The organism is Mesorhizobium sp. M8A.F.Ca.ET.218.01.1.1, from assembly GCF_004791165.1.
GTDB lineage: Bacteria > Pseudomonadota > Alphaproteobacteria > Rhizobiales > Rhizobiaceae > Mesorhizobium.
Genome location: NZ_SRUZ01000012.1, coordinates 47,503 through 72,871, shown reverse-complemented (window position 1 = coordinate 72,871; position 25,369 = coordinate 47,503). Strand labels below are relative to the sequence as shown.

23 protein-coding genes are annotated in these 25,369 nt (G+C 63.8%); 9 read left to right on the top strand and 14 right to left on the bottom strand.

What is annotated here, in order from left to right; all coding sequences use genetic code 11:
- Nucleotides 1-11: 11 nt before the first annotated feature.
- Nucleotides 12-1,412 (bottom strand): argininosuccinate lyase, encoded by a 1,401-nt coding sequence (gene argH, locus EN861_RS31830; protein WP_135867555.1) that lies wholly within the window; start codon nucleotides 1,410-1,412, stop codon nucleotides 12-14.
- 37 nt (nucleotides 1,413-1,449) lie between these two features.
- Here argH and EN861_RS31825 point away from each other — a divergent pair, with 37 nt between their 5' ends.
- Nucleotides 1,450-2,130 carry a TlpA disulfide reductase family protein gene (locus EN861_RS31825; RefSeq protein WP_135867554.1) on the top strand — a complete coding sequence of 227 codons (681 nt, stop codon included), beginning with the start codon at nucleotides 1,450-1,452 and terminating at the stop codon, nucleotides 2,128-2,130.
- Between the two features lie 18 nt (nucleotides 2,131-2,148).
- Here the strand turns inward: EN861_RS31825 and EN861_RS31820 are convergent, their stop codons facing one another.
- Nucleotides 2,149-4,599, bottom strand: coding sequence for an EAL domain-containing protein (locus tag EN861_RS31820; RefSeq protein ID WP_135867553.1), 2,451 nt, complete (start codon nucleotides 4,597-4,599; stop codon nucleotides 2,149-2,151).
- 164 nt (nucleotides 4,600-4,763) lie between these two features.
- Nucleotides 4,764-4,934: a hypothetical protein gene (locus EN861_RS31815; RefSeq protein WP_245511774.1), complete on the bottom strand. Its 171-nt coding sequence runs from the start codon at nucleotides 4,932-4,934 to the stop codon at nucleotides 4,764-4,766.
- A 313-nt stretch (nucleotides 4,935-5,247) separates the two neighbouring features.
- Here EN861_RS31815 and EN861_RS31810 point away from each other — a divergent pair, with 313 nt between their 5' ends.
- The 5 genes from EN861_RS31810 to EN861_RS31790 all read left to right on the top strand — a co-directional run bounded on the left by EN861_RS31810 (nucleotide 5,248) and on the right by EN861_RS31790 (nucleotide 10,519).
- Nucleotides 5,248-6,600: an extracellular solute-binding protein gene (locus tag EN861_RS31810; RefSeq protein ID WP_127279191.1), complete on the top strand. Its 1,353-nt coding sequence runs from the start codon at nucleotides 5,248-5,250 to the stop codon at nucleotides 6,598-6,600.
- A gap of 157 nt (nucleotides 6,601-6,757) precedes the next feature.
- Nucleotides 6,758-7,642 (top strand): sugar ABC transporter permease, encoded by an 885-nt coding sequence (locus EN861_RS31805; RefSeq protein WP_135867552.1) that lies wholly within the window; start codon nucleotides 6,758-6,760, stop codon nucleotides 7,640-7,642.
- 7 nt (nucleotides 7,643-7,649) lie between these two features.
- On the top strand, nucleotides 7,650-8,564 hold the full coding sequence (locus EN861_RS31800; RefSeq protein ID WP_135867551.1) for an ABC transporter permease subunit: 915 nt from the start codon (nucleotides 7,650-7,652) through the stop codon (nucleotides 8,562-8,564).
- A 15-nt stretch (nucleotides 8,565-8,579) separates the two neighbouring features.
- Nucleotides 8,580-9,680 (top strand): sn-glycerol-3-phosphate import ATP-binding protein UgpC, encoded by a 1,101-nt coding sequence (locus EN861_RS31795; RefSeq protein ID WP_135867550.1) that lies wholly within the window; start codon nucleotides 8,580-8,582, stop codon nucleotides 9,678-9,680.
- A gap of 29 nt (nucleotides 9,681-9,709) precedes the next feature.
- The gene (locus EN861_RS31790; RefSeq protein ID WP_135867549.1) at nucleotides 9,710-10,519 is read left to right on the top strand and encodes a phosphodiesterase; all 810 of its coding nucleotides are present in this window, start codon (nucleotides 9,710-9,712) and stop codon (nucleotides 10,517-10,519) included.
- A gap of 42 nt (nucleotides 10,520-10,561) precedes the next feature.
- Here EN861_RS31790 and EN861_RS31785 read toward each other — a convergent pair whose 3' ends face one another.
- The 5 genes from EN861_RS31785 to EN861_RS31765 form a co-directional block, all read right to left on the bottom strand.
- Entirely contained in the window at nucleotides 10,562-11,644 is a 1,083-nt protein-coding gene (locus tag EN861_RS31785; RefSeq protein ID WP_135867548.1) for an ABC transporter ATP-binding protein, read from the bottom strand.
- Nucleotides 11,641-13,221: an iron ABC transporter permease gene (locus tag EN861_RS31780; protein WP_189343784.1), complete on the bottom strand. Its 1,581-nt coding sequence runs from the start codon at nucleotides 13,219-13,221 to the stop codon at nucleotides 11,641-11,643. Before EN861_RS31780 ends, EN861_RS31785 begins: the two co-directional genes overlap by 4 nt.
- A gap of 172 nt (nucleotides 13,222-13,393) precedes the next feature.
- Nucleotides 13,394-14,401: an iron ABC transporter substrate-binding protein gene (locus EN861_RS31775; RefSeq protein WP_135867546.1), complete on the bottom strand. Its 1,008-nt coding sequence runs from the start codon at nucleotides 14,399-14,401 to the stop codon at nucleotides 13,394-13,396.
- A 120-nt stretch (nucleotides 14,402-14,521) separates the two neighbouring features.
- Entirely contained in the window at nucleotides 14,522-15,874 is a 1,353-nt protein-coding gene (locus tag EN861_RS31770) for a hypothetical protein (protein ID WP_135867545.1), read from the bottom strand.
- A 9-nt stretch (nucleotides 15,875-15,883) separates the two neighbouring features.
- Nucleotides 15,884-16,933: a hypothetical protein gene (locus EN861_RS31765; RefSeq protein WP_135867544.1), complete on the bottom strand. Its 1,050-nt coding sequence runs from the start codon at nucleotides 16,931-16,933 to the stop codon at nucleotides 15,884-15,886.
- Nucleotides 16,934-17,375: 442 nt separating this feature from the next.
- On the opposite strand from EN861_RS31765, the gene EN861_RS31760 reads away from it, so the two are divergent.
- The 3 genes from EN861_RS31760 to EN861_RS31750 all read left to right on the top strand — a co-directional run bounded on the left by EN861_RS31760 (nucleotide 17,376) and on the right by EN861_RS31750 (nucleotide 20,711).
- Nucleotides 17,376-17,927 carry a sigma-70 family RNA polymerase sigma factor gene (locus EN861_RS31760; protein WP_135867543.1) on the top strand — a complete coding sequence of 184 codons (552 nt, stop codon included), beginning with the start codon at nucleotides 17,376-17,378 and terminating at the stop codon, nucleotides 17,925-17,927.
- Between the two features lies 1 nt (nucleotide 17,928).
- Nucleotides 17,929-18,567: an NrsF family protein gene (locus EN861_RS31755; protein ID WP_135867542.1), complete on the top strand. Its 639-nt coding sequence runs from the start codon at nucleotides 17,929-17,931 to the stop codon at nucleotides 18,565-18,567.
- A 164-nt stretch (nucleotides 18,568-18,731) separates the two neighbouring features.
- Nucleotides 18,732-20,711, top strand: a complete 1,980-nt coding sequence (locus EN861_RS31750; protein WP_135867541.1) for a PAS domain S-box protein — start codon at nucleotides 18,732-18,734, stop codon at nucleotides 20,709-20,711.
- A 9-nt stretch (nucleotides 20,712-20,720) separates the two neighbouring features.
- Here the strand turns inward: EN861_RS31750 and EN861_RS31745 are convergent, their stop codons facing one another.
- From EN861_RS31745 to EN861_RS31720, 6 genes are all read right to left on the bottom strand, one after another.
- On the bottom strand, nucleotides 20,721-21,599 hold the full coding sequence (locus EN861_RS31745; RefSeq protein ID WP_013892834.1) for a 3-hydroxybutyryl-CoA dehydrogenase: 879 nt from the start codon (nucleotides 21,597-21,599) through the stop codon (nucleotides 20,721-20,723).
- A gap of 209 nt (nucleotides 21,600-21,808) precedes the next feature.
- Nucleotides 21,809-22,738, bottom strand: coding sequence for an electron transfer flavoprotein subunit alpha/FixB family protein (locus EN861_RS31740; RefSeq protein ID WP_135867540.1), 930 nt, complete (start codon nucleotides 22,736-22,738; stop codon nucleotides 21,809-21,811).
- Between the two features lie 24 nt (nucleotides 22,739-22,762).
- Nucleotides 22,763-23,512 (bottom strand): electron transfer flavoprotein subunit beta/FixA family protein, encoded by a 750-nt coding sequence (locus EN861_RS31735; RefSeq protein WP_135867539.1) that lies wholly within the window; start codon nucleotides 23,510-23,512, stop codon nucleotides 22,763-22,765.
- Between the two features lie 213 nt (nucleotides 23,513-23,725).
- Entirely contained in the window at nucleotides 23,726-24,526 is an 801-nt protein-coding gene (locus tag EN861_RS31730) for a rhomboid family intramembrane serine protease (protein ID WP_127872239.1), read from the bottom strand.
- A 33-nt stretch (nucleotides 24,527-24,559) separates the two neighbouring features.
- Nucleotides 24,560-25,141 carry a cob(I)yrinic acid a,c-diamide adenosyltransferase gene (locus EN861_RS31725; RefSeq protein ID WP_127277871.1) on the bottom strand — a complete coding sequence of 194 codons (582 nt, stop codon included), beginning with the start codon at nucleotides 25,139-25,141 and terminating at the stop codon, nucleotides 24,560-24,562.
- An 18-nt stretch (nucleotides 25,142-25,159) separates the two neighbouring features.
- Complete coding sequence (locus EN861_RS31720) at nucleotides 25,160-25,351, bottom strand: twin transmembrane helix small protein (RefSeq protein WP_135867538.1); 192 nt, start codon at nucleotides 25,349-25,351, stop codon at nucleotides 25,160-25,162.
- Between the last annotated feature and the right edge of the window lie 18 nt (nucleotides 25,352-25,369).

The following is a 25,369-nucleotide window of genomic DNA, read 5'->3' as shown; positions in this document are numbered from 1 at the left end:
AATATCCGGGATCACGCCTTGGCGATACGCTTTTTCCAGGCGCGGATCTGCTTCCTCACTTCCGACGGCGCGGTGCCGCCGAAGCTGGTGCGGCTCTTGACCGAGTTCTGCACCGCCAGCACCGAGAATATATCGGAAGTGATGCCCGGGTTGATCGATTGCAGATCCTCCAGCGCAAGCTTCTCCAGGCTCACCTTCTTGTCTTCGGCCAGTGCCACTGCGCGTCCGGTGACATGATGGGCTTCGCGGAACGGCAGGCCCAAGGTGCGGACCAGCCAGTCGGCGAGGTCGGTGGCGGTGGCGTGGCCGGAGCCGGCTGCCTTCTTCATCGCGGCCGCATTGACCGTCATGTCCGAGACCATACCGGTCATCGCGGCCAGCATCAGGTCGAGCGTCTCGGCGGCGTCGAAGACCGATTCCTTGTCTTCCTGCATGTCCTTGCCATAGGTCAAAGGCATGCCCTTCATGACCGTCAGCAGGCCGACCAGATGGCCATTGATGCGGCCGGTCTTGCCGCGCACCAGTTCGGCGGCGTCGGGGTTCTTCTTCTGCGGCATGATCGAAGAGCCGGTGGAAAAGCTATCCGACAGCCTGATGAAGCCGAATTGCGGCGTCGACCAGATGATGATCTCTTCCGCCAGCCGTGACAGATGGGTGGCGCAGATCGCGGCCATGGCGAGGAACTCCAGCGCGAAATCGCGGTCGGAGACGCTGTCCAGCGAATTGCGCATCGGCTCGCGGAAACCGAGCGCCCTGGCGGTCTGGTGACGGTCGATCGGGAAGCTGGTGCCGGCAAGGGCGGCGGCGCCGAGTGGGCTCTCGTCCATCCGTTCGATGGCGTCGCGCACGCGCGACAGGTCGCGCGAAAACATCTCGACATAGGCCATGCAATGGTGGCCGAAGGTCACCGGCTGTGCTGCCTGCATATGGGTAAAGCCCGGCATCACGGTCGCCGCATGCTCCCCGGCGCGTTCCAGCAGCGCCCCGATCAACCCCTTCAACGCCTCGGCGACGCGAAAACACTCGTCCTTGACCCAGAGCCTCAGATCGACCGCCACCTGGTCGTTGCGCGAGCGGGCGGTATGCAACCGGCCGGCCGCCGAGCCGATCAGGTCGGCGAGCCGGGCCTCGACATTCATGTGGATGTCTTCCAGCCTGGTCGAGAACTCGAACGTGCCAGCTTCGATCTCTTTCAGGATCGTGTTCAGGCCGTGAGCGATTTTTTCTTGATCGGCAGCCGAAATAATGCCCGTCTGCGCCAGCATCTCGCTATGGGCGATCGAACCGCGAATATCCTGCGCGTAGAGTTTGCGGTCGAACGAGATCGACGCGTTGATGGCTTCCATGATCGCGGCCGGACCCGAGGCAAATCGTCCGCCCCACATCTGGTTGCTGGTCTTCTTGTCGCTCATCGCTATAAAACCCGTGCTTCGGAGCAGTTTTGAGAAAATGGCAGACGGAAACAGATTTTTCCCGGCCCCGCGCCTGATCCTCGCCGCCCTGGTGGCGGGAGCGCTGGCCGGCGCGGTCGCGGTATATGTCAGCGAGAGCCGGTCTGGCAACAACGCACCGGCGCAGGTGGCCGCCGGCGACAGCAAGGACGACGTCGCCTGCGCCGCCAAGAGCGATCGCGCCAAGAAGGTGGCGGCCGCGGCCACCGGTGAGGTCGCGGCACTTTTGCCGGCCGATCCGCCGCAGTCGATGAGGAGCCTCGCCTTCAACGGGCCGGACGGCAAGCCGATGACCATCGCCGACCATCCTGGCAAGACGGTGCTGCTCAATCTCTGGGCGACATGGTGCGCGCCGTGCCGTGCCGAAATGCCGGCGCTCGATGCGCTGCAAAAGGAGAAAGGCAGCGACGCCTTTCAGGTCGTCGCCGTCAACGTCGATGCCGGCGACGATGTGAAGCCGAAGAAGTTTCTCGCCGATACCGGTGTGCACACGCTCGGCTACTACCGGGATTCGACGATGACGCTGTTCAACGACCTCAAGACGCGCGGTCTGGCGCTCGGCCTGCCCGTCACCATGCTGATCGACGGCGAAGGCTGCCTGATCGCCCATATGAACGGTCCGGCCGAATGGTCCGGGCCGGACGCCAAGCGGTTGGTCGAGACGGCGCTCGGGTCGTGAGCCAACGCATGTCGCGCTTTAAGCCGAGCGCACGCTCGGCTTGAGCAGCACGAGGCTGCCATCCCGGCGGCCTGCACGCACCGGAGCGGGCTTGCCGTGGCCGGTCAGGTCGTCGAACGCCTCGATCGGCGCCGGCTTGCCGAGATAGTAGCCCTGGCCGATCTCACAGGCCTCGGCGTCAAGGAACTTCAACTCGCCAAGCGTCTCGACGCCTTCGGCCAGAACCGGCAGGCCAAGGCCGCGCCCCAGCCCCAGCACCGCGCGCACGATCGCCGCGACCTGGCCGTTCGTGTCGACCGCCTTGATGAAGGAGGAATCGATCTTGATCTTGTCGAAGGGGAAGGCGCGCAGGTTGGAAAGAGAGGAATAGCCGGTACCGAAATCATCCATGGCCACGCGCACGCCGAGCGCCTTGACCTGCCGCAGGGTTGCCAGCGCACGCGGCATGTCCTTCACCAGCGCGGTTTCGGTGATCTCGAGTTCGAGCCTGGTCGGGGCAAGGCCAGTCTTCAGCAAGGTTTCGTGGACCTTGCGGCTGAAATTGGGGTTGTGGAGTTGCACCGCGGAGACGTTGACGGCGACCGTCAGCGGGTTTTCCCAGCGTGCGGCTTCCTCGCAGGCCGCCTCGAGCACCCAATCCCCGATCTGGCCAATCGCGCCGCTGTCCTCGGCCACCGGAATGAAAGTTGCCGGGGAAACCTCGCCACGCTCAGGATGGCGCCAGCGGATCAGGGCCTCGAAGCCAACCATCTTGCCGCTGCTGATCTCCTTCTGGGGCTGGTAGACGAGGTAGAATTCACCGCGCACGACGGCCTGGCGCAATTCGTGCTCCATCACGCGCTTGTCGCGAGCCTCGGCGCCCATCGAGGCTTCGAAATAGCGAAACGTGTCCCTGCCTTCGGTCTTGGCGCGATAGAGTGCCGTATCGGCATGGCTGATCAGGCTGGTCTGGTCCTCGGCATCGAGCGGATAGACCGCGATGCCGATGCTGGCCGAGACCAGCCCGCCACCGACCGCTGCCCGGTTTTCCTCACGCATGGCGGCGAGTACCGCATTGGCGATGCGGCCCGCCGCCTGCGGGTCGGGCAAATTGGGGGCTATGATGGCGAATTCGTCGCCGCCCAGGCGCGCAAGCATCTGGCCGTGGCGCAGAACGCCGGACGCGCAGCTTGCCACTTTCTGCAACATGGCATCGCCGGCGCCGTGCCCGTAGAGGTCGTTCACCTCCTTGAAGCGGTCGAGGTCGAGCAGCAAGAGCGCAAGATGCCGGCCCTTGATGTTTGCGTCGGCAGTCGCGACGCGGTTCATCGATGCGATTTCCGCGTCGAGACGGCTGGAGAAACTGCGGCGATTGGCAAGCCCCGTCAGCGGATCGAAATGGGCAAGGCGAAGGATCTCCTGCTCCGCCTTCCTGCGTTCGCGTATGTCGCGTACGGCGATGACATTGTGGGGCTTGCCGCAATAATCGATGCTCCTGGCGATCAGTTCGACGGGTATTCTCGTCCCATCGCGGCTCCTTAGCTCCGCTTCCTGCGGCTGGCCCTCCAGGCTGGTCGCATCGGATGCTGCGCGTTCGTCGAAAAGTTCGCCCAGTTGCATGCCGTTCAGCGTCGTAGCCGGCGTCCCGGTCAGCTTGCCCATGCTGTCATTGGCGCTGACGATGCGACTGCCATCGCAGACGATCAGGCCTTCCACGGCTGCATTGGCCAGGCCATGCATGCGGTCGACTTCGAGTTTCTGGCGACGGAAGCGCAGGTCGATCCACAACGCCGATGCCGACAGAACCAGGATCACCAGGGTGGCGGCCGCGGCCGCGAAAGCCTGCGAGGTCGGCGCGATCGTGTACTGCGATATGACGATCGAGGAATCGGGAAAGATCGAGACGGCGCCCATGCCGATGAAATGCAAGGTGCAGATAGCCAGCGTCAGCAGCACCGCGCCGGCGGATGTCGCTGACAAGGAAGGGCGGCGCAGCACGACATGCAGCGCCAGTGCCGCAAGCGTCATACCGGCCAGCAGGGAAACGGCGACAAGCATCAGGTTCCATTCGATCCGCCCCTGGACCTCGAACGCCGCCATGCCGACGTAGTGCATGGCTGCGATGCCGCCGCCCAGGATGGCGCCGCCGACGAGATGGTAATCGATCTCGTCCCGCAAGGTGGCGATCCACATGCCGGCCGCCGTCAATGCGACCGAGGCGGCGAGCGAGATCACGGAGAGCCCCGGATCGTAAGCGCTGGGGATGCCCGGCGTGAAGGCGAGCATGGCAATGAAATGCGTTGCCCAGATGCCGAACCCCGTCGAAGTCGCCGATATCATCAGCCAGACCAGCCGGTTACGGTCCGTCGAGCGGCTGATGTGGTGAAGCAGGTTTACAGCAGAGAAACAGGAAATTCCGCAGATCAGCGCTGCCAGTGCGACCAGTCGCAGATCGTGCTGGTGCACGATGCAGTTATAGACCGTCAGCATCTTATTTCCCCCTAGCCCACAGGAAATAAAAAAAGAAATATGACTGATTAATGCTTGGCTGTTGAAGGATCGATAAAGTCGCCTGCAACCATAGCGTGCCTTCGTGGCGCAGGCTGGCCGCAAAGGCACCGACCGGTTCAGCCGCGTCGACTTGAAGATGGCGGCTATTTCAGGCGAACGGTCACGGTCAGGGCTTCATGATCCGAGCTCGGGCTGCCGTCCGGCAACACCGCCGGAAGGACCGCCGGCGCGCTGGCCGCGAGGCCGCGTGTGAAGAACCAGTCGATGCGGCCGACCGGCATGCCGGCAGGTCGGCGCTGGGTGGGCAGGTCCATGTCGTTGGCCGCCTGCCAATCATAGCCGCGCTCGGCAAGGGCCGCGAACAGCGGCTCATGGCGCTTGCTTCAACAGCATTTCATCATCCCTTTAGCCGGATAATCATGGCGGCCTTTACGTCGTCGGCGGCCGCCCTAGCTACCTAAGGCGCCGGTGTGACGTTTTCATGCCGGCGCAACCGCCGAGGGGGAGGAAAGACCGGCTGTCCACAGGCCCGGGAGGCCACAACAGAACTGTCACATACCTTCTCTAAGAGAGCGGGCAAGGACTTGCGCAGACCCTTGTCAACAGTCATTCAAGAGGGAAGAAATCATGACGATCATCAAGCGGGGCCTCGCTGCCCTTGCCGCAGGCGTGCTCAGCACGGCGGTGGCGGTTCCTGCCTTCGCGGAACCGGTAAAATTCGATTTCTGGTTCGGCCTTTCTGGCGATCTTGCCCGCGTCGTCGATACGCTGTGCAAGAACTTCAACGAGTCGCAGAAGGATTATGAAGTCACCTGCACCAGCCAGGGCAATTACGACGCGACGCTGCAGAACACCATCGCCGCCTTCCGCGCCGGAAAGCAGCCCGCCGTCGTCCAGGTCTACGACGTCGGCACCGCCACCATGATGCTGTCGGGCGCCTACAAGCCCGCCGACAAGCTGATGGAAGAAAACGGCTACAAGATCGACTACGCCGACTATTTCCCCGGCATCGCGCGCTACTACGCGACGTCGAAGGGCGAGATGCTGTCCTTTCCGTTCAATTCCTCGACCCCGCTGATGTACTGGAACAAGGATGCTTTCGCCAAGATCGGCAAGACCGAAGCGCCCAAGACATGGGAAGATGTCGCCACTGATCTCCAGGCCTTGAAGGACGCCGGCTATGAATGCCCGATGGCGATCAACATCTCGGCCAATGAAAGCTGGCAGCTGATGGAGCAGTTCTCGGCGCTGCACAACCAGCCGATCGCCACCAAGAACAATGGCTATGACGGTCTCGATGCCCGTCTGGAGGTCAACAAGACCAAGTTCGTCCAGTACGTCACCGATCTGAAGAAGTGGTATGACGCCGGCCTGATCAAGATCAAGTCGAAGGATCTCGGCCAGGACATGGTGCAGGCCTTCGCCACCGGCACCTGCCAGGTCATTCTGACTTCGGTCGGCGACCACGGCACGGTCGGCCGCACGCAGAAGGAAGGCATGAAGTGGGATGTCGCCGAACTGCCGGTCTATGCCGGCACCGAGCGCAAGAACTCGCTCGTCGGCGGCGCTTCGCTGTGGGTACTTTCCGGCAAGTCGGACGCGGAATACAAGGGCGCGGCCGCCTTCCTCAACTTCATCCATGACCCCAAGACCGCCTTGTTCTGGTCGACCAACACCGGCTACATCCCGGTGACCAAGTCGGGCTTCGAATACCTGAAGTCCCAAGGGTTCTACGACAAGGCGCCCTACAAGGGTCGTGAAGTCGCGATCGCCAGCCTGACCGCGTCGGAGCCGACAGAGATCACCCGTGGCGTGCGCCTGGGCAACTTCACCCAGATCCGCGCCGAGTTCGGCACGCAGATGCAGGCGATCTTCGCCAACAAGGTCAGCGTCCAGGAGGGTCTCGACACGCTGGTCAAGAACGGCGACGCCATCCTCGACCGCTTCCAGCAGACCTATCCGGGCAAGACGCTGCCCTGATCCGCTGAAATGCACTGGCCCGTCCGGCGACTCCCGTTGAGCATGATCGCGAAACCGGTTTCCACTTTCCGGGATCATGCTTGGGTCGACGGGCGGCCATTTCGTTATTAGTCTCACCTTGCACCAAGCGAGCCGCTTGAGCGGCGTCGGCGGACCAATGGAAAAACGCGTCACTTTCAGCAGATGGACGATCGGTATCCTGTTCGCGGTGCCGCAGCTGTTCCTGATCTTCACCTTCTTCTACTGGCCGGCCGGCCAGGCGGTATACTGGTCGCTGACGCTGCAGCAGCCCTGGGGCGGCGGCAACATCTGGGTCGGCCTCGACAATTTCCGCTCGATCCTGTCCAACGCCGATTACTGGAACTCGATCACAGCCAGCCTGATTTTCGCGGCAATCAGCACCGGCCTGGCGATGTTCATCGCGCTGGTGTTGGCCGCCTTGACCGACCGGCAGCTTGCCGGCTCGTGGCTGTATCGCGTGGTGCTCATCTGGCCCTACGGCATCGCCGCGCCAGCGCTGGCGCTGGCATTTCGGTTCATCCTGGCGCCGGAAGCCGGCTTCATGGCCGTCGTCAACCAGGTCTGGCCCGGCTTCTGGGATCCCGGCCTCGACGGCACTGATGCCATGGCCTCGATCATCGTCGCCTTTTCGTGGAAATATGTCGGCTACAACTTCATCTTCTTCCTCGCGGCGTTCCAGGCCATTCCGCGATCCCTGATCGAGGCGGCGGCGATGGACGGCTCCGGTGTCCTCAGGCGTTTCTGGGACATCCAGTTCCCGCTGATCACGCCGACCATCTTCTTCCTGCTCGTCATCAATATCACCGAGAGCTTCCAGGACTCCTTCGGCATCGTCGACATCATGACATCAGGCGGACCGGCGAACGCCACCAACCTGATGGTCTACAAGATCTACTCGGACGGCTTCAAAGGCCTCGACTATTCGGGCGCGGCCGCGCAGAGCATTATCCTGATGGTGCTGATCGTCGCCCTCACCATTGTCCAGTTCCGCTTCATTGAGCGGCGCGTGCACTACAGGTGAGATGACCATGGTCGAACGCACCCCGTTCCTCAATTTCTTCACGCATCTGATCCTGTTCGTCGGCTTCGTTTTCTGTGTCGCGCCGTTCGCCATCGTGGCGGTCGCCGCGTCGCACAATCTCAAGGACGTCAACGATGTGCCGATGTCGCTGTTGCCGGGCAGTGACTTCTGGGTCAACATCAAGACGGCTTGGGTGACGGCCGATCTCGGCCCCAAGCTGCTCAACAGCTTCATCATGGCGTTCGGCGTCGCGGCGGGCAAAGTGATCATCTCGGCGCTCACCGCCTTCTCGATCGTGTACTTCCGCTATCCTGGCCGCATGCTGATCTTCTGGCTGATCTTCATCACGCTGATGCTGCCGCTCGAAGTGCGCATCGTGCCGACCTACGCCGTGGTCGCCAACGTGCTCGAGCCCTATCAGACGATCCTGGACCTGACCGGGCTGTCCTGGCTGATCGAGAAAGTATCGGGCGTGCGGGTTGCACTGAGCCTGGGGCTGCTCAATTCCTATAGCGGCCTGATCCTGCCGCTGGTCGCCACCGCGACCGGAACGTTCCTCTACCGGCAGTTCTTCCTGACCGTGCCGGACGAGTTGACCGAGGCCGCGCGCATGGACGGTGCCGGGCCGCTGCGGTTCTTCATCGACGTGCTGCTGCCGCTGTCGCGCAACAATATGGCCGCGCTCGGCACCATCATGTTCCTGTGGGCCTGGAACCAGTATCTGTGGCCGCTGCTCATCACCACCGACCAGTCGCATGCGATGGCGGTGACCGAGCTCAAGCAGCTGATCCCCAATGTCGGTGGCGCCCCGGAATGGCACATCGCCATGGCCGGAACGCTCATCATCATGCTGCCGCCGATGATTGTCGTGGTGTTGATGCAGCGCTGGTTCGTGCGCGGCCTGATCGCCACCGAGAAATAACAGGGAGACAGAAGAATGGCCTCCATCGCAATACGCGGCGTCAAGAAGAACTATGCCAAGACGCAGGTCGTGCATGGCGTCGACCTCGACTTCGCATCGGGCGAGTTCGTCGTCATCCTGGGGCCATCCGGCTGCGGCAAGTCCACCTTGCTGCGCATGATCGCCGGGCTGGAAGAGATTTCCGACGGCACGATCGCCATCGACGGGACCGTCGTCAACAAGCTCGAGCCGCGCGAGCGCGGCTGCGCCATGGTGTTCCAGAACTACGCGCTTTATCCGCATATGAGCGTGGCGCAGAACATCGGCTATTCGCTGAAGGTATCAGGTGTTCCCTCGGTCGAGCGCAACCAGCGCATCCAGGCGGTGGCCCGCACGCTTGAGCTCGAGCAGCTGCTCGACCGCAAGCCGATGGCGCTTTCGGGCGGTCAGAGGCAGCGCGTCGCCATGGGCCGGGCCATGATCCGCGAACCGAAAGTCTTCCTGTTCGACGAACCGCTGTCCAATCTCGACGCCAAGCTGCGCGTGCAGATGCGCTCGGAAATCCGCAAACTGCATCGCCGGCTGAACGCCACCTCCGTCTTCGTCACCCACGATCAGGTCGAGGCGATGACGCTGGCCGACCGGCTGGTGGTGATGAATGGCGGACGGGTCGAACAGGTCGGCACGCCAGGTGAGATCTACACCCGCCCGGCCAGCCGCTTCGTCGCTACCTTCGTCGGCGCGCCGGCCATGAACATTCTTGAAGGCACCGTCGAACTCGACGGGCTGTGGCTGCTCGGCGGCAGCCGGCGCCTGGGCATGGCTCGCGCCGGCCTGCCGGTCGGTACGAAGGTGGCGATGGGCATCCGGCCGGAAGCCGTCCGGCTGGTGGCGCCGGGAACGCCGAGCGCGCTCGATGCGACTGTCGACCTGGTCGAGGAACTGGGTGCGGGGCGGGTGATCTATGTCGACCTCGACGGCGCGCCGTTTTCGGTGATGACCTCGGAGGCCGTTCATCCCGAACCCGGCAGCACCGTCGGCCTAAAGATCTCGCCGGACGACATGCACTTCTTCTCGTCGGAGACAGGGACCCGTCTCGATGTCTTCAAGGCTTCCGTGCCCGAGCCGGCGCTTTGATTTCCCAAACGCTCAGCCAAGAGACGCGCATGAAAATCATCCAGGTCACCGACGTGCATCTTGGCCGGCGAGGTGAGCGCCGCTATGGGGCGGACCTGCATCAGCGGCTGGATCGGTGCATCGCGCACATCAATGCGCATCACCCCGACGCCGCGCTTTGCGTCTTCACCGGCGACTTGACGGAGACCGGTGCGCCGCAGAGCTATGCCGATCTGCGCGTTGCGCTTGGCACGCTGTCGATGCCGTACAGGCTGCTGCCGGGCAACCATGACCGGCGGGCCAATCTCGTGGCCGCGTTTCCCGAAATTCCGGTCGACGAAAACGGCTTCGTGCAGTCGGTCCACGATACCGGCAACGAGGTGCTGTTGTTTCTCGACTGCCTGGCGGAAGGACGCATAGAAGGCGAACTGTGCGACAGCCGGCTCGCCTGGCTCGAAGCCCGGCTGGGACAATCCGGCGGCAGGCCAGCCTACGTTTTCCTGCACCATCCGCCGGTCGCGCTCGGCCTGCCGCAGCTCGATCCGCTGGCGCTCGAACAGCCCGAGCGGTTGCTCGGCCTGCTGCGGGGCCATGGCAACGTTCGCCACATCTTCTTCGGCCATGTCCATCGCGACATTGCCGGCACCGTTGCCGGCATTCCGTTCTCGGCGCAGCGCGGCCTACATGCCCGGTTCGAGCTTGCCCTCGACCGATCGAGCGAGATCGTCGAACAGGCGCCGCCTTCCTACGCCGTCATCCTCGTCGACAGCGCCAACCAGTGCGTGGTGGTGCACGGTTGCGATTTTCTCGAGCAATGGCCGATTTATTCAGCGGAAACCGGCGAACGCATCACGGCGTGAGCTGGCCACTTCGCTGGGGTTCAGCGCCTTCAGCCGTCGCTCTCAAGCGAAGACATGCGCCTTGCCCGATACGGTCAGTCGTACGATCTCGCCGACCGCCGGAGCGTCCATGCCGGATTTGCGCAGGATCAGCGGCGTGCCGCCGATGGCGGCGGCGTCCGGCGGATCGGAATTGTTCAGGAGCCGCACCGCGACCGTGCATGTCGAGCCGGCGAACTCCGATTCCGTCACCTCGCCGAACAGCATGTCCGATGTGCCCGACATGCCCTCGCGCGAGGTGCGTTTCAGCCCGATCTGTTCCGGCCGCAGCATGATGCGGACGATATCGCGGCTGTCCGGCGTATCGACCGCGATGCGGCCGAGCGGGGAGCTGGCGAAGCCGCCCGAGACGCTGGCCGGCAGGATGATGGCATCGCCGAGGAACTCGGCGATCATCCTGTCCTTCGGCTTGAGATAAAGTTCGCGCGGCGTGCCGACCTGGGAAAATTTTCCATCGCGCATCACCGCCACCTGGCTGGCGAAGGACAGCGCCTCGGCCTGGTCGTGCGTCACCAGGATGGTGGTGATGCCGGCCGCCTCCAGAAGTTCGGCCACGGCCTTGCGCATCGAGGCGCGCAGGCCGGTGTCGAGGGCCGAGAACGGCTCGTCGAGCAGCATCAGCCGCGGCTTCATCGCCATGGCGCGGGCCAGCGCCACGCGCTGCTGCTGACCGCCGGAGAGCTCGTGCGGGCGGCGTTTCAGGATCGCCTTGTCCAGTCCAACGATATAGGCAAGTTCGACGATGCGCTCGGCGCGCTTGTCATCGTCCCGTCCCATACCGAAGCCGATATTGTCCGAGATGGTCAGATGCGGGAACAGGGCGCCGTCCTGCGCCACCACGCCGATGCCGCGGCGATGCGCCGGAACGGCGGCGCCGCCATTGGCCAGCACCTGCCCGTCGAGCACGATGCGGCCCTGATCGGGCGCCTCGAAGCCGGCGATCAGCCGCAGCAAGGTCGTCTTGCCGCAGCCGGAAGGTCCTACGATCGCCGTGCGGCTGCCGCTGGCGACGTTCAGGTCGACGCCGGCCAGTGCAGCGACCGGGCCGTAATGCTTGTGCAGATTGCGGAGTTCAAGAAAGCTCATCGTCCGGCCATCCGCTTCGACTGGACATAGAGCAGCCAGGTCAGGGGCAGCGACATCGCCACCATGATGAAGGCGTAAGGAGCGGCCGAGGCGTAATCGATCTCGCTACTGTAGGACCAGAACGCCATCGCCAGCGTGCGGGTGCCGTTCGGCGCCAGCATCTGGGTCGCGGTCAATTCGTTCATGATGCCGAGCGCCACCAGCGCCATGCCGGCCGCCGCACCCGGCGCCGACAGGCGGATTGTCGTCGACCACAGCGCGTTGAGGGGCCGCCGGCCGAGGCTCGACGCGGCGCGCTCGAGCTCGACCGGCGCCTGGGCGATCGACGCGCGCAGGCTGACCAGGGCACGCGGCAGGAACATCAAGGCATATGCGACCAGGATGGTGAACAGGGTCTGGTAGAGCGGCAGGGCGATGCGCACGGTGATGGTGACCAGCGCCAGCGCAATGACGACACCCGGCAGCGAGCCGACAATGTAATTGCATCCCTCCAGAAGACGCTGCAGCGGTCCCGGCGCGCGGATCGAGATCCAGGCCATCGGCATCGCCGCGACAGTGGCAAGCAGCGCCCCGGCAAGGGACAGGAACAGCGTCTGGCCGAGCGCCAGTCCGATCTCGTCGAGACGCCAGACATCGGCGCCGCCGGCGAGGAGCCAGCGCCCGATGGTGACGAACGGCACGCCAAGCGCCAGCAGCGTGGTGACGAGGAGCAAGGCAAGGCTCGGGATGGTGGCGCGGCCTAGGCCGATGCGTTGCTGATACCGCGCGGCACCCGAGCCGACACGGGCATAACGTTCCTCGCCGCGCACCAGCACTTCGAGACCGAGCAGCACGAAACAGCAGGTCACCAGCACGCCGGCCAGCATGTTGGCGGCCGGGCCGTTGAAGGTCGACTGGAACTGGTCGACGATCGCGGTGGTGAAGGTGTCGAAGCGGATGAAGACGTAGAGGCCATATTCGGCCAGCAGATGCAGTCCGACCAGCAGCGAGCCGCCGCAAATCGCCAGCCTGAGCTGCGGCAACACGACACGCCAGAACACGCGCCAGGGTCCGAGACCAAGTGCCGCCGCGGCATCCTCCAGGGCGGGATCGAGGCGGCGCAGCGCCGCCGATACCGGCAGGTAAAGGAAGGGAAAATAGGCGATGACGGACACCAGCACGCCTGCCCACAGGCCGTGCAGCCCCGGCACCATGGAGATCCAGGCATAGGAGTGGACGAAAGCGGGGATGGCGAGCGGCGCCACGCAGAGCCAGGCCCAGAGCCGGGCGCCGGGCAGGTCGCTGCGTTCGGTCAGCCAGGCCAGCGTCACCGACAAGGTGATGGCGATCGGTACGGTCAGCAGCACCAGCAGGCCGGTGTTGACCAGCAGTTCGCCGACACGTGGCCTGAAGATCAGCGCCGAGACGGTCTCCCAGCCGGTCTGCACCGCGATCCCTATGATGAAAGCGAGCGGCAGCAGCGCCAGCAGGGAGACAGATATGGCGGCGGCGACAAGCCAGGGCGCCGCCCGCCGTTGCGCCCGCCGGCGCATCTTGGGCGGCAGGCCCGGGCGCGCGAGATGGACCGCGGACTGCATCAGCTCACACGCCTCGCCGTTGCCGCCCGGCGGCGGCAATTGAAGGACCACGGTCGCGGTCGGATAGGCAACGTGTCGTCATCGACGAATGCAATCTCGAAAAACAAAACGCTCCCGCGGAAAGAGAGTCCGCGGGAGCACGGTCCGGCGTTCTTATTAGGACGAACGCCAACTAAAGCAAGCCGGCTGCCGTCATCAGGTCGGTGACCTTCTTGGAGTTGAGCGTCGTGGCATCGACCTTCGGTGCCTGCAGGTCGGCCAGAGGCACCAGCTTCGGATTGGACTGGGCGCCCTTGCCGACCGCATATTCGAAGGAGGTTCCTTTCTTCAGCACGTCCTGGCCACCCTGGCCGGTCACCCATTTCAGGAAGGCCTGGGCTTCCTTCTGGTGCTTGCTCGAAGCCAGCACGCCGCCGCCGGAAACCGACACGAAAGCGCCCGGATCCTGGTTCTTGAAATAGTGCAGCGCGACGTTCTTGGAGTTTTCGCCGGTCTTGGCCTGATCGCCAAAGTAGTAATAGTGGTAGATCACGCCGCCTTCGATCTCGCCGGCATTGACCGCCTTCATCACCGTGCTGTTGCCCTTGTAGGCGGTGAAATTCTCCTTCATCGCCTTCAGCCAGTCGGCCGTGGCGGCCTCGCCCTTGAGTTGCAGCAGCGCGCTGACGATGGCCTGGAAATCGGCGCCGGAAGGCGAAGCCGCCCAGCGGCCTTTCCAGCTCGGATCGGCGAGATCGAGCATCGACTTGGGCAACTGGTCGGGCTTGAGCTTGGTCGTGTTGTAGGCAAAAACGGTGCTGCGCGCGGCCACGCCCACCCATTTGCCGCTGGCCGCCTGATAGTCCTGCGGGACCTGAGCCAGCGTGCCGGCGTCGACCGGCGCGAACAGGCCGGCATTCTCCACCAGCGCCATGGCCGGCGAATTCTCCGTCAAAAACACGTCGGCGGGCGAGGCGGCGCCTTCGGAGACGATCTGGTTGGAGAAGTCGCTGTCGCCGCCGTTTCGCAAGGTGACCTTGATACCGGTTTCCTTGGTGAACCCTTCGGCCCATTCCTTGGTCAGGCTTTCATGCTGGGCATTATAGACGATGATGCCGGCATCTTCGGCCGTTGCCGGACCGGCGGCCAGGCTGATTGCAAGCACCGCTACGCTGGCCAGGGCAAGAAGGGGGGATTTCATAAGGTACTCCTCGGGTTGCCCGCACTGCGGGTGCGTCCGAGTATCAATTCATGAATGGGTTAGTCAAGATTGAAAGCCAATCGGCATCATCACGGTTTCGCGTGTCGGACGCATTTGACATCACCCGATATGCGGTGCCGGTGGCTGCTCCTGCGGAATGCAGCCATCGACCATGGGATGAATGGTCCAGCGCTGATCCAGGCCCTGCTGTGTTCGTTTGGTCTCCGGATCGAACGCGTCGTTCAGCATGGCGCACCAGGTTCTGCGCAAATTCTCGCAGCGTGTCCTGAACGCGGCGCTGCCGAGGCCGTCACGCATATCCTGCGCGGTGAGGTCCGTGGCCTCGCCCGGCGGTTTGGGCGGGACTGTGCCCATGTCGGGAAAGTCCGGGTTCCACTGAAGATAGTGTTTTGCGTCGACACCGGCGGCCGCATCGAACTTGACCACCGCCATCAGCGGATGAAACTCGTGCCAGCCCTGGTGATAGCCGTCATAGACATGTTCGCCGAGGACGGCGACATGATCGCCCATCCTGATCGGGCCGAGCGCCTTGTCGCCGACATTGGCGTCCTCGACATTGCCGGGGTTCCAGTTGAACAGCCCCTGCAGGACCGGCTTGACCCCGCCGAAGTAGGACGCCGCGCCGCCGATCGCGCCGCCAATTGCCGCTCCGAGCAATCCTCCCAGGAACGAGCCGATGGCGCAGCCCAGCGCACCCAGGAAGAACGACCCTATGGCGCAGCCGACGGCCGCCCCGACACCGGCGCCGGCGGCCGCCGCGGCCGCCGTGACGACCAGAGCCGCCGTCAGCAGGATGACGATGGCCGGTGCCCATTGGCGCATCTTGATCCAGAAGTCGCCCTCTGCTTCGCAGTGCAGGCCCCAGCGGGCATGGTCGTCGGCGGGTGCGTAGCCGAGGTCGGTCTTAAGATCATCGCGCGGCAACAGCAGCTCATGACCCTGAAAGCCGTCATTGAGAATGTCGTTGGCCGGATGGGCCGCGATGCTGGCGGCGAATTCCGCGACGACGCTGCCGTCGGCATTGTAGCGATTGGCGGCCGCCAAAGCCGCCTCGTTGGTCTCGGCGTTGAGGATCTCGGCCGTCGGATGCGGCATCAGGATGACGTCGAAATACTGGTCGTTGTCGAAGGCGCCGAGATCGCTGCGGAACGGATTGTAGGAGACGATGCCGACCGCGCATTTCGGATTGTCCTTGTCGAGGCAGACCAGGCGATGGTTGAGCCATTCCCCGGCGGCCTTGTCGATCGTGGCGGTGGCGGACGCCAGAAATGCGATTGCCGCGGCAAGTGCCGCACCGACCGGCCCCAGCAGCAACCCGAAGGCGGCTGCCAGCCCGGTGATGACGATGATCTGCAGCGCCTGGCCGGCGAGGAAAGCCAGCCGGTCGTCCTCGTTGTAGGGCTTGCCACCGGCGGGATAGAGGAAGCAGCTCGTATAGTGCCTGTAGGCCATCGGAACGCCTCAGCCTTTCGTGGCGGTGAGCGTCACACCGCCGGTCATGGTGCGCGATCCGCTTTCGCCGATCGTGAACACATGGACATTGAAGGCCTTCGAGCCACGGAAGGCGGCGTCCTTCGCTTCGATCTCGACGGCGATCTCGGTGATCTGGCGCGGCTGCAGTGAAAGCGTTCTTGGAACGATCCTGACCGACCAGTCGTCCGGGATGGGAAACCGGCCATAGGCCTGGTCCTCGAGGGCCCTGGCCCAGCGTGCCTTGCTCTCGGCGAGCCGCGGCTGCGGGGTGTCGGTGCTCTCGCCCCGACCTTGGCCGCGTGGCGGGGCACATGGCTGCAGCTTCGGCAGGCCGTAGCAGTCCGCCTCGATCTGGAAACGCCGGACGACCGAGGCCTCGTTGCGTACGCTGAAGACGAACCTTGCCGGTGAGCGCATCTCGGCAATGTTGACGTTCTTCTGGCCTAGGTTGTTGCCGGGGTTGGCGTCATCGCCCCAGGAGAGCTGTGCCTGCAGGCAATAGTGGCCGCTGGTGGCGGGCGTGGTCCAACTGAACTCGGCATAGGCAGGGCAATCGATCGTGCCCTTGGCCCCGAGATTGACGGCGGTGCTGGCGATCGGACGGGAAACGGTCTGTGCGCCGAAGGACAGGTAGGACAGCGCCACTCCGACGCCGATGGCCGGGGCGTCGTAAGACCCGTTCCAGACACGCACGCGAACGCGATATGTGTGTGCTGGCTGGAGCGCGCCGGTGACTGGCGCGGCGCCGTCGAAAATGTCGATGTCGGGATTGTCCCAGGTGACCGCGAGGCCCTGCGCCATCAGATAGTACTGGGCATAAAGAAGAGGATCGGCGCGCTTGTAGATGTCGGGCGGCAGCTGGATACAGCAATCGTTCTGCGCCGGGCTTGGCAGCCGCTGGCCCTTGGCCAGCCGGCATAGCAGCATGCGAATCGTCGCAAACAGCACTTTCAGCCCGGTGGCAAGACGCTTCCAGAATTCGGCGGCGAACAACAGCAGGGCCGCGGTTCTGATGTGGTTGACCAGAGATCCTGCCATGTCGTGTTTCCCACGCTGAGAGGACGCAACGGTAATGTTTTTCCTGGCGGACGTGTCCCCGCCGATTTTCCAGCGGCTATTTCTTCAGTGATCTCTGTCTCCGGTAGAAGTAGATGGCAGCGACAAGGACTATGGCTGCAATGACAAGGCTGCCCTCGAAAGTTCCCGAGCCATTGTCGGGAGAAAATCCAAAAATGCGTTCAATGAAATCCATTTCGGCCGCCCTCCGATCCTTTGACGCTACAGAAGGGTTTACCCTACGTCAACAAAGCTTGGTCCGCGCTGTTCCTCGCGCCTGGGCTGGGAACCAGAGAACCCATCAGGGAATTTCGCGGACCGTCCCGCAAACTTTCGTGATTTGCCCGTAGTTTGGCTTGGACATTATTTCGCCGGCCACGTAACAAACCAGTGCCGAGGCGCGAAGATCGGGGAGTGAACTCTTGTGAGCGGCAAAGACGAGGCCGAGCTTTCCCGGCTGATGCGGGCCGCGATCGCGGGAGATGAAAAGGCCTATGCCGACTTTCTCCACCGGATTGCCGCGCTCATCCGCGGCTTTGTCAGGCGCAAGATCGTGCAGGGCGGGGTCGATCCCGAGGACGTCGTGCAGGAAACCTTGCTGGCAATTCATCTGAAGCGACACACCTGGCGCCAGGACGCGCCGGTCCTGCCCTGGGTCTATGCGATTGCCCGTTTCAAGCTGATCGACGCGTTCCGGCGGCGCGGACGGCGCATCGAGATCGATGTCGACGACATCGCCGAGACTTTTGCCGAGCCGGAGACCGATACGGTCAGCGAACGCGACATCAACCGGGCGCTCGACGGCCTGCCGCCGGCACAGCGTTCCGTGGTTTCGGCCGTGTCCGTGGAGGGTCGCTCGATCGGCGAGACGGCGGCGAAGTTCGGCATCAGCGAGACGGCGGTGCGTGTATCGCTGCATCGGGGACTTGCCGCCATAGCCAAGCGATTCGGACAGGGGCGGTTCGGACGGGAATGACATGAAGACCGACGATCTCATCAAGGCGCTCGACGCCGATGCCCGCAGCAAGGCGATGCCGTTGCGCCTGGCCTGGTGGCTGGCGGCCGGCGCGGCCGTCGTCGTCGCGGCCGCTGTTTTCATGATGACGATCGGGCCGCGCCCCGACTTCATGGTTGCCGCGCACACGATGCGCTTCCTGTCCAAGTTTGTTTTCACCATCGTGCTCGCCATCAGCGCCTTCGCCCTGATCCGAGCCCTGTCGACTCCGGGTGCGGCGACAGGCCGGGCAATGGCGGCGATGATCGCCGCGCCGCTGCTGGTCGCGGTGGCCGTGGTGCTGGAGCTCTTCATGGTACCGCAGGCGCTGTGGGGCACGCGCATGATCGGTTCGAACATGATGATCTGCATGACCTTCATCCCGCTGATCGGCATCGGTCCGCTGGCCATCTTCCTGTGGATGCTGCGCTATGGCGCGCCGACACGGCCGGTGCTTGCCGGCGCGGCCGCGGGGCTGCTTGCCGGCGGGCTGGCGGCGACTTTCTATGCGGCGCACTGCTTCGACGATTCGCCGCTTTTCGTTGCCACCTGGTACACGCTCGCCATCGCGGCCCTTGCCTTGCTTGGCGCGCTCGGCGGTCGGTTTTTCGTGCGTTGGTAGCAGGATACCGCGCCCAGACCCCGTGAATACCGATCCTTAATCATGCCGGCAATTGTTTGCCGGTTGTCCATATCGCCGATGCCCCGGACGCAACCTTTCCTTAAAATCGATCCTTCAGGGTTTCGATGGAAAAAAAGCGATTGCCCACGGGGGTGGCATAAATCGTGACATTGCGAAGTATCATCGGGCCGGGACGGTACAAGCATGCGGCGCTGGCGCTGCTTGTGGCCGGTCTTGCCGTGGTGGCCGCCTCGCTTGTGCCGTCAAGGCTGGACCTCGGCGCGGAAGCACTCAGACTTTGCCTTCAAATATCGGTCGCCGTGACGGTCTGCGCGCTTTTCCTGGCCTATCTGTTCATCGGTCGAATCTCGGAGGATCGACGGCAGATCACGGAGAGCGAGCAGCGGTTCCGCCGGGCCATGGAGGACTCGGCCATCGGCATCGCCATCGTCAGCCTCGACGGGCGTATTCTCCAGACCAACCCCGCCTTCGCCACCATGCTTGGCTACAGCCGCGAGGAAATCGAGGCGTTGACCTTCTTCCAGATCACGCATCCCGACGATCTGCAGATCGGACGCGAAACGATGGCCGGCCTGAGGGCGGGCACCGTCGATACTTTCCACTTCGAGAAGCGTTATCTCAAGAAGGACGGTACACCCGTCTGGGCTAATCTTGCCGGCTCCGTCATTCGCGATGGGAGGAGTGGGCGCCCGCTTTATCTCGTCTCGCAGATCGAGGATATCGACGCGCGCAAGCAGGCCGAAGCGCGCATCACCGAGGCCGAAACGCGCTGGAACTTCGCGCTCGCCGGCGCCGGTCAAGGTGTCTGGGATTTCGACATGCGCAAGGGGGGCACGACCTATTCCGCCACCTGGGTCAAGATGCTGGGCTATGGGGATGGCGAGCTCGATGGCGACCCCGACCGCTGGCTGACGATGATCCATCCAGACGACCGCGCCACGGTCGCGGAGGCCGATCGCGCCCATCTCGACGGCCAGACGGAATTCTTCGAGGCCGAGTTCAGGATGCGCCACAAGGACGGCCGCTGGATCTGGATCCTCGACCGTGGCAAGGCAATCGAGCGCGATGCCGACGGACAGCTGGTCAGAGCGATCGGCAGCTTGACCGACATCACCTTGCGCAAGCAGGCCGAAGAACGGCTCATCGTCGCGGCGGCGATGCTGGCCGACGAGAAGGAGCGGCTTAAGGTGACGCTGCAATCGATCGGCGATGCGGTCATCTGCACCGATGCCGCGAACCGCGTCACCTTCATGAATCCGGTGGCCGAAAAGCTGACCGGCGTTTCCAGCGACGACGCGCTGGGCAAGACGCTGAGCCATGTCTACTGGGCTGTCGACGAGGAGACGGGCCACAGGATCGGCATGACGCGGCCGGCGACAGGCGAAGAGGCGCGCTCCGACCAGAACAGCCGCGCGGTCCTCATCCGTCGCGACGACACACGCTGCAGCATCCGCCAGGTCGTGTCGCCGATCATCAACGAACGCAACGAATTCGGCGGTCTGGTGATCGTCTTCCAGGATTTCACCGATGCGCGCGCCCTGCAGCGCCAGCTTGCCCATGCCGCCGCCCATGATGCGCTGACCGGGCTTGCCAACCGCTCGAGCTTCATCCGCGCCATGGAGGGACTGGTCGATCAGGCACGCAAGGACGGCACGACGGCTGGGGGCCACCATCAGTTCATGTTCATCGACCTTGACCATTTCAAGCTGGTCAACGACACGGGCGGTCACGCTGCGGGAGACGCCCTGCTGAAGCGGGTCGCCGAGGCGGTGCGCGGCGTGCTTGGTCCTGAAGACATCGTCGCGCGCCTGGGCGGCGACGAATTCGCTGTCATCCTGAAGTCGGGTTCCGCACCCGGCGCGAGGATCGCGGCGCGCTCCATCATCGATGCGATAGCCGGCCTGAACTTCACCTGGGATGGCCGGCCGCACGCGATCGGCGCCAGCATCGGGCTGACGGCGATCTGCGCCAATTGCGGCGAAGTCGACGAGATCATCGCAAGGGCCGACGCCGCCTGCTATGCGGCCAAGGCAGCCGGCCGCGGATGCGTTTCCGTGGCGCCGGACGGCAAGATCGGCGACGACAGGTCAGAACCGCCCAAGCCGCTCGCCGCGGCCTCGTGAGCGGACGCGTCAGCGTGTCGGAACGGGGTGCTCGCCGCGATAGTCGTAGAAGCCGCGTCCGGTCTTGCGGCCGAGCCAACCGGCCTCGACATATTTGACCAGCAGCGGGCAGGGGCGATACTTCGAATCCGACAGGCCGTCATGCAGCACCTGCATGATCGACAGGCAGGTGTCGAGGCCGATGAAATCGGCAAGCTGCAGTGGTCCCATCGGATGGTTGGCGCCGAGCCGCATGGCGGTGTCGATGGCATCGACCGATCCGACGCCCTCATAGAGGGTGTAGATCGCCTCGTTGATCATCGGCAGAAGGATGCGGTTGACGATGAAGGCCGGGAAATCCTCCGAGACCGTGATCGTCTTGTCGAGCTGCTTCACATAGGTCTTCGCCGCCTCGAAGGTCTGGTCCTCGGTGGCGATGCCGCGCACCAGTTCGACCAGCTTCATCAGCGGAACCGGGTTCATGAAATGAATGCCGATGAAGCGCTCCGGCCGGTCGGTCTGCGCGGCCAGCCTTGTGATCGAAATCGACGAGGTGTTGGTCGCCAGGATCGCTTCGGGGTTGAGCTGCGGGCAGAGCTGCGCATAGATCTTGCGCTTGACGGTTTCGTCCTCGGTCGCTGCCTCGATCACCAGATCGGCGCCGGCAAGATCGGCCATCGCCGGTGCCGACGCGATGCGTGCCATGGCCTGGTTGCGGAGTTTCTCGTCGAGCTTGCCGGACCCCACCTGACGGGCCATGTTGCCGCTGATGGTGGCGATGCCCTTCTCGATACGGTCGGGCGATATATCGTAGATCAGCACCTTGTAGCCCGAAAGCGCGGAGACGTGGGCGATGCCGCCACCCATCTGGCCCGCACCAATGATGCCGATCGTCTCGATCTTGCTCATTACCCGATCCCGTCCGGAGCGTTTTTCGCCACAATCGCGAACCGCCCCATCTCTTTGTTTTCCCGCAATTCCCGGCGCAAAAACCCCTGCGCACTGCCGCTGGAATTGCTCTCAGCCTTGTGGCCTGCTTATTGTGCGGTGCAAACTAAAAGGGTGGGGCGACTTCGTCTACCCCACCCCTCGTAATTTAATACGGTTGCGCGGAAGCGTCAAAGCGCCTTCTGCAACTCCGGCAGGATGACGAAGAGATCGCCGACGAGGCCGTAGTCGGCAACCTGGAAGATCGGCGCTTCCTCGTCCTTGTTGATGGCGACGATGACCTTGCTATCCTTCATGCCGGCGAGGTGCTGAATGGCGCCGGAGATGCCGACCGCAATGTAGAGATCGGGGGCGACGACCTTGCCGGTCTGGCCGACCTGCCAGTCGTTCGGCGCATAGCCCGCATCGACGGCGGCGCGGGAAGCACCGACGGCGGCACCGAGCTTGTCGGCGACCGGCAGGATGACTTCCTGGAATTTTTCCGAGGAACCGAGCGCGCGGCCGCCAGAGATGATGATCTTGGCCGAGGTCAGCTCCGGACGGTCGGTCTCCGACAGCTTGTTCTCGACGAAGGTCGAGAGGCCGGGATTGACCGCCGCATGAACCGTCTCGACCGAAGCCGAACCACCCTCGGGTGCCGCCTGGAAGGAAGCGGTGCGCACGGTGATCACCTTCTTTGCATCGGTCGACTGTACCGTCTGGATGGCGTTACCGGCGTAGATCGGCCGCTTGAAGGTGTCAGGCGACACCACTTCGATGATCTCGGAAACCTGCGCAACATCGAGCAGGGCCGCAACGCGCGGCGCGATGTTCTTGCCAGCGGACGTCGCCGGCGCGATGATCGTGTCGTAAGCGCCAGCCAGCGAGACGACCAGTGCCGCCGTCGGCTCGGCCAGGCGCTCGGCGAGTTCGTCGGCCTCGGCGAGCAGCACCTTGCCGACGCCCTTCAGTTTCGCGGCTGCATCGGCAGCGGCCTTGGCGCCTTTGCCGGCCACCAGCACATGAACGTCCGAGCCGATTTGCAGGGCGGCCGAAAGCGCCTTGGCGGTCTGGTCGGAAAGCGTGGCGTTGTCGTGTTCGGCGATGAGGAGAATTGCCATTTTATCTGTTCCTTTCCCGATCGCTTACAAAACGCCGGCTTCGTTCTTGAGCTTGTCGACCAGCTCGGCGACGCTCTTGACCTTGACGCCGGCCTTGCGGCCACCCGGCTCCTCGGTCTTGATGACCTTTAGGCGCGGCTTGACGTCGGCGCCGTAGTCGGCCGGGCTCTTCTCGTCCAGCGGCTTCTTCTTGGCCTTCATGATGTTGGGCAGCGAGGCATAGCGCGGCTGGTTGAGGCGAAGGTCGGCGGTGACGATCATCGGCAGCTTCAGCTCCACCGTCTGCAAGCCGCCGTCGACCTCCCGCGTCACCTTGGCCTTGTCGCCTTCGAGCACGACCTTGGAGGCGAAGGTGCCCTGGGCCCAGCCAAGCAGGGCGGCCAGCATCTGGCCGGTCTGGTTGGAATCGTCGTCGATCGCCTGCTTGCCGAGAATGACAAGGCCTGGCTTCTCCGCATCGACCACGCCCTTCAGCACCTTGGCGACACCGAGCGGCTCGGTCTGCTCGTCGGTCTTGACCAGGATGGCGCGGTCGGCGCCCATGGCGAGCGCGGTGCGCAGTGTTTCCTGCGCCTGCTGCGGGCCGATCGACACGACGATGATCTCCTCGGCCTTGCCGGCTTCCTTGATCCGGATCGCTTCCTCGACCGCGATCTCGTCGAACGGGTTCATCGCCATCTTGACGTTGGCGAGTTCCACAGCCGAACCATCGGCCTTCACGCGAACCTTCACATTCGCGTCCACAACCCGCTTCACGGGCACAAGGATCTTCATTTGCCTGTCACCTCTTCACGCTAGTTGGGCGCGCTATAGCAGCCTGCGCCCTTTCTGAGTTGTCGAAAGCCGACATTCCTGACTGAATTCCGGCCAGACGGAATTCTGGCCGGATGGAAATTCTGGTCTTTGCCCGCCTTGGGCTGCGACGGAGACGTTTCCGTAATTGTGGCAACCCTTGCCGTCAATACGCTGGAAGCTGCTCAAATCGGTTCAGTTTGGGCCAGAAGGGTTTCCCCGGCCCCAGCGCGCCGTGGTGGCGGACGTTTGGGGCGTCGCTGGTTCGCCAACGGCCGGCGGCTGTTCGGGGGTCGGAACCACGGCATCCTCGTCGGCGGGGGCAAACAGCGGCACGCCGCGACTGCGCAGGACCAGCACCAGGACCGCGCCGGCAATGATGCCGCCGATGTGGCAGGCCCAGGAGATCCGATCCTCGCCGCCGGCCGCGAACATGACGACCTGGAACGCCACCCACAGTATGAGCGGGATGAAGGCTGGAATGCGCAAAGGGATGCGGGCAAAGGCAAGCACCCACACCTTCACCCTGGGATAGAGGATCAGGTAGGCGACGACCACGCCCGCAATGGCGCCCGAGGCGCCGATTAGGGGCACTTGTGAATCCCAGGCGATGAGCCCCTGGAAAGCGGCTCCGGCGATGGCGCACAGGAAATAGAAGATCAGGTATCTGATATGGCCGAGCGCGTCCTCGACATTGTCGCCGAACACCCAAAGGAACAGCATGTTGCCGCCGAGATGGAAAATGTCGGCGTGCAGGAAAGAGTAGGTGAGGTAGCTCAGGCTCTCGGGGATGATGACAAAGCGGGGATCGAGTTCGGCCGTGTCGTGAACGACGGAGGGGATGAAGCCGAGGCCAAGCACGGCGGCATTGGTGAAGTCCTTGCCGCCGAGCGCCGTGGCGCAATAGATCACGGCGTTGGCGACGATCAGCCCGATCGTTACATATTGCAGCCTGATATGGCGCAGCCTGTTGGTGTCGTAAAGCGGGATGAACATCGGTCGTCGGCCCCTCCCGCCCTCCGGTCCGTTTCAGCGGTTCTTGCCGGGAACCCATAGCACGTCGGCATTTCCATTGTCATTGACCACCCGAGCGGCGACAAACAGGAAATCCGAGACGCGGTTGATGTACTTCAGCCCGTCGCGATTGACGTGTTCGGCCGGGTCCTGCGCCAGGGCCACCATCAGCCGCTCGGCTCGCCTGGCCACGGTGCGGGCGAGATGGAGGGCGGCCGCCGCCGGCGTGCCGCCGTTCAGCACGAAGGATTTCAGCGGCTGGAGGTCTTTGTTGAGGAGGTCGATGTCGTGCTCGACACGGTCGGTCTGGGCGGCAACGATGCGCAGCGGCTCGTAGCCGAGCGGCTTGCCGTCATCAGGCACGGCGAGGTCGGCGCCGAGGTCGAAAAGGTCGTTCTGGATGCGACCAAGCATGGCGTCGATCGCCTGATGGCTCTGTGCGGTATGCACGCGGGCCATGCCGATACAGGCATTGGCTTCGTCTACCGTGCCATAGGCGTCCACCCGGAGATCGGATTTCAGCCGCCGCTCGCCCGTGCCGAGGCCGGTTGTGCCGTCGTCTCCGGTGCGGGTGTAGATCTTGTTGAGCTTGACCACATCGCCTCCGAAAGGCCCTTACTTGCGGGTGAAATACACGGCCAGCAGGATCAGCGCCAGCGCCACGGCCTGCAGCAGAACGCGGGCCTGCATCAGGTTGTTGGACGTCACGCCGGAGCCGCCGCGCATCATGTTGATGAGGCCCCTGATCAGCACGACCACCACGGCGGCCATGACCAGAATGGCAAGGATGTTGAAGACGGTGGCCATTTTTTGCGTTTCCAGTTC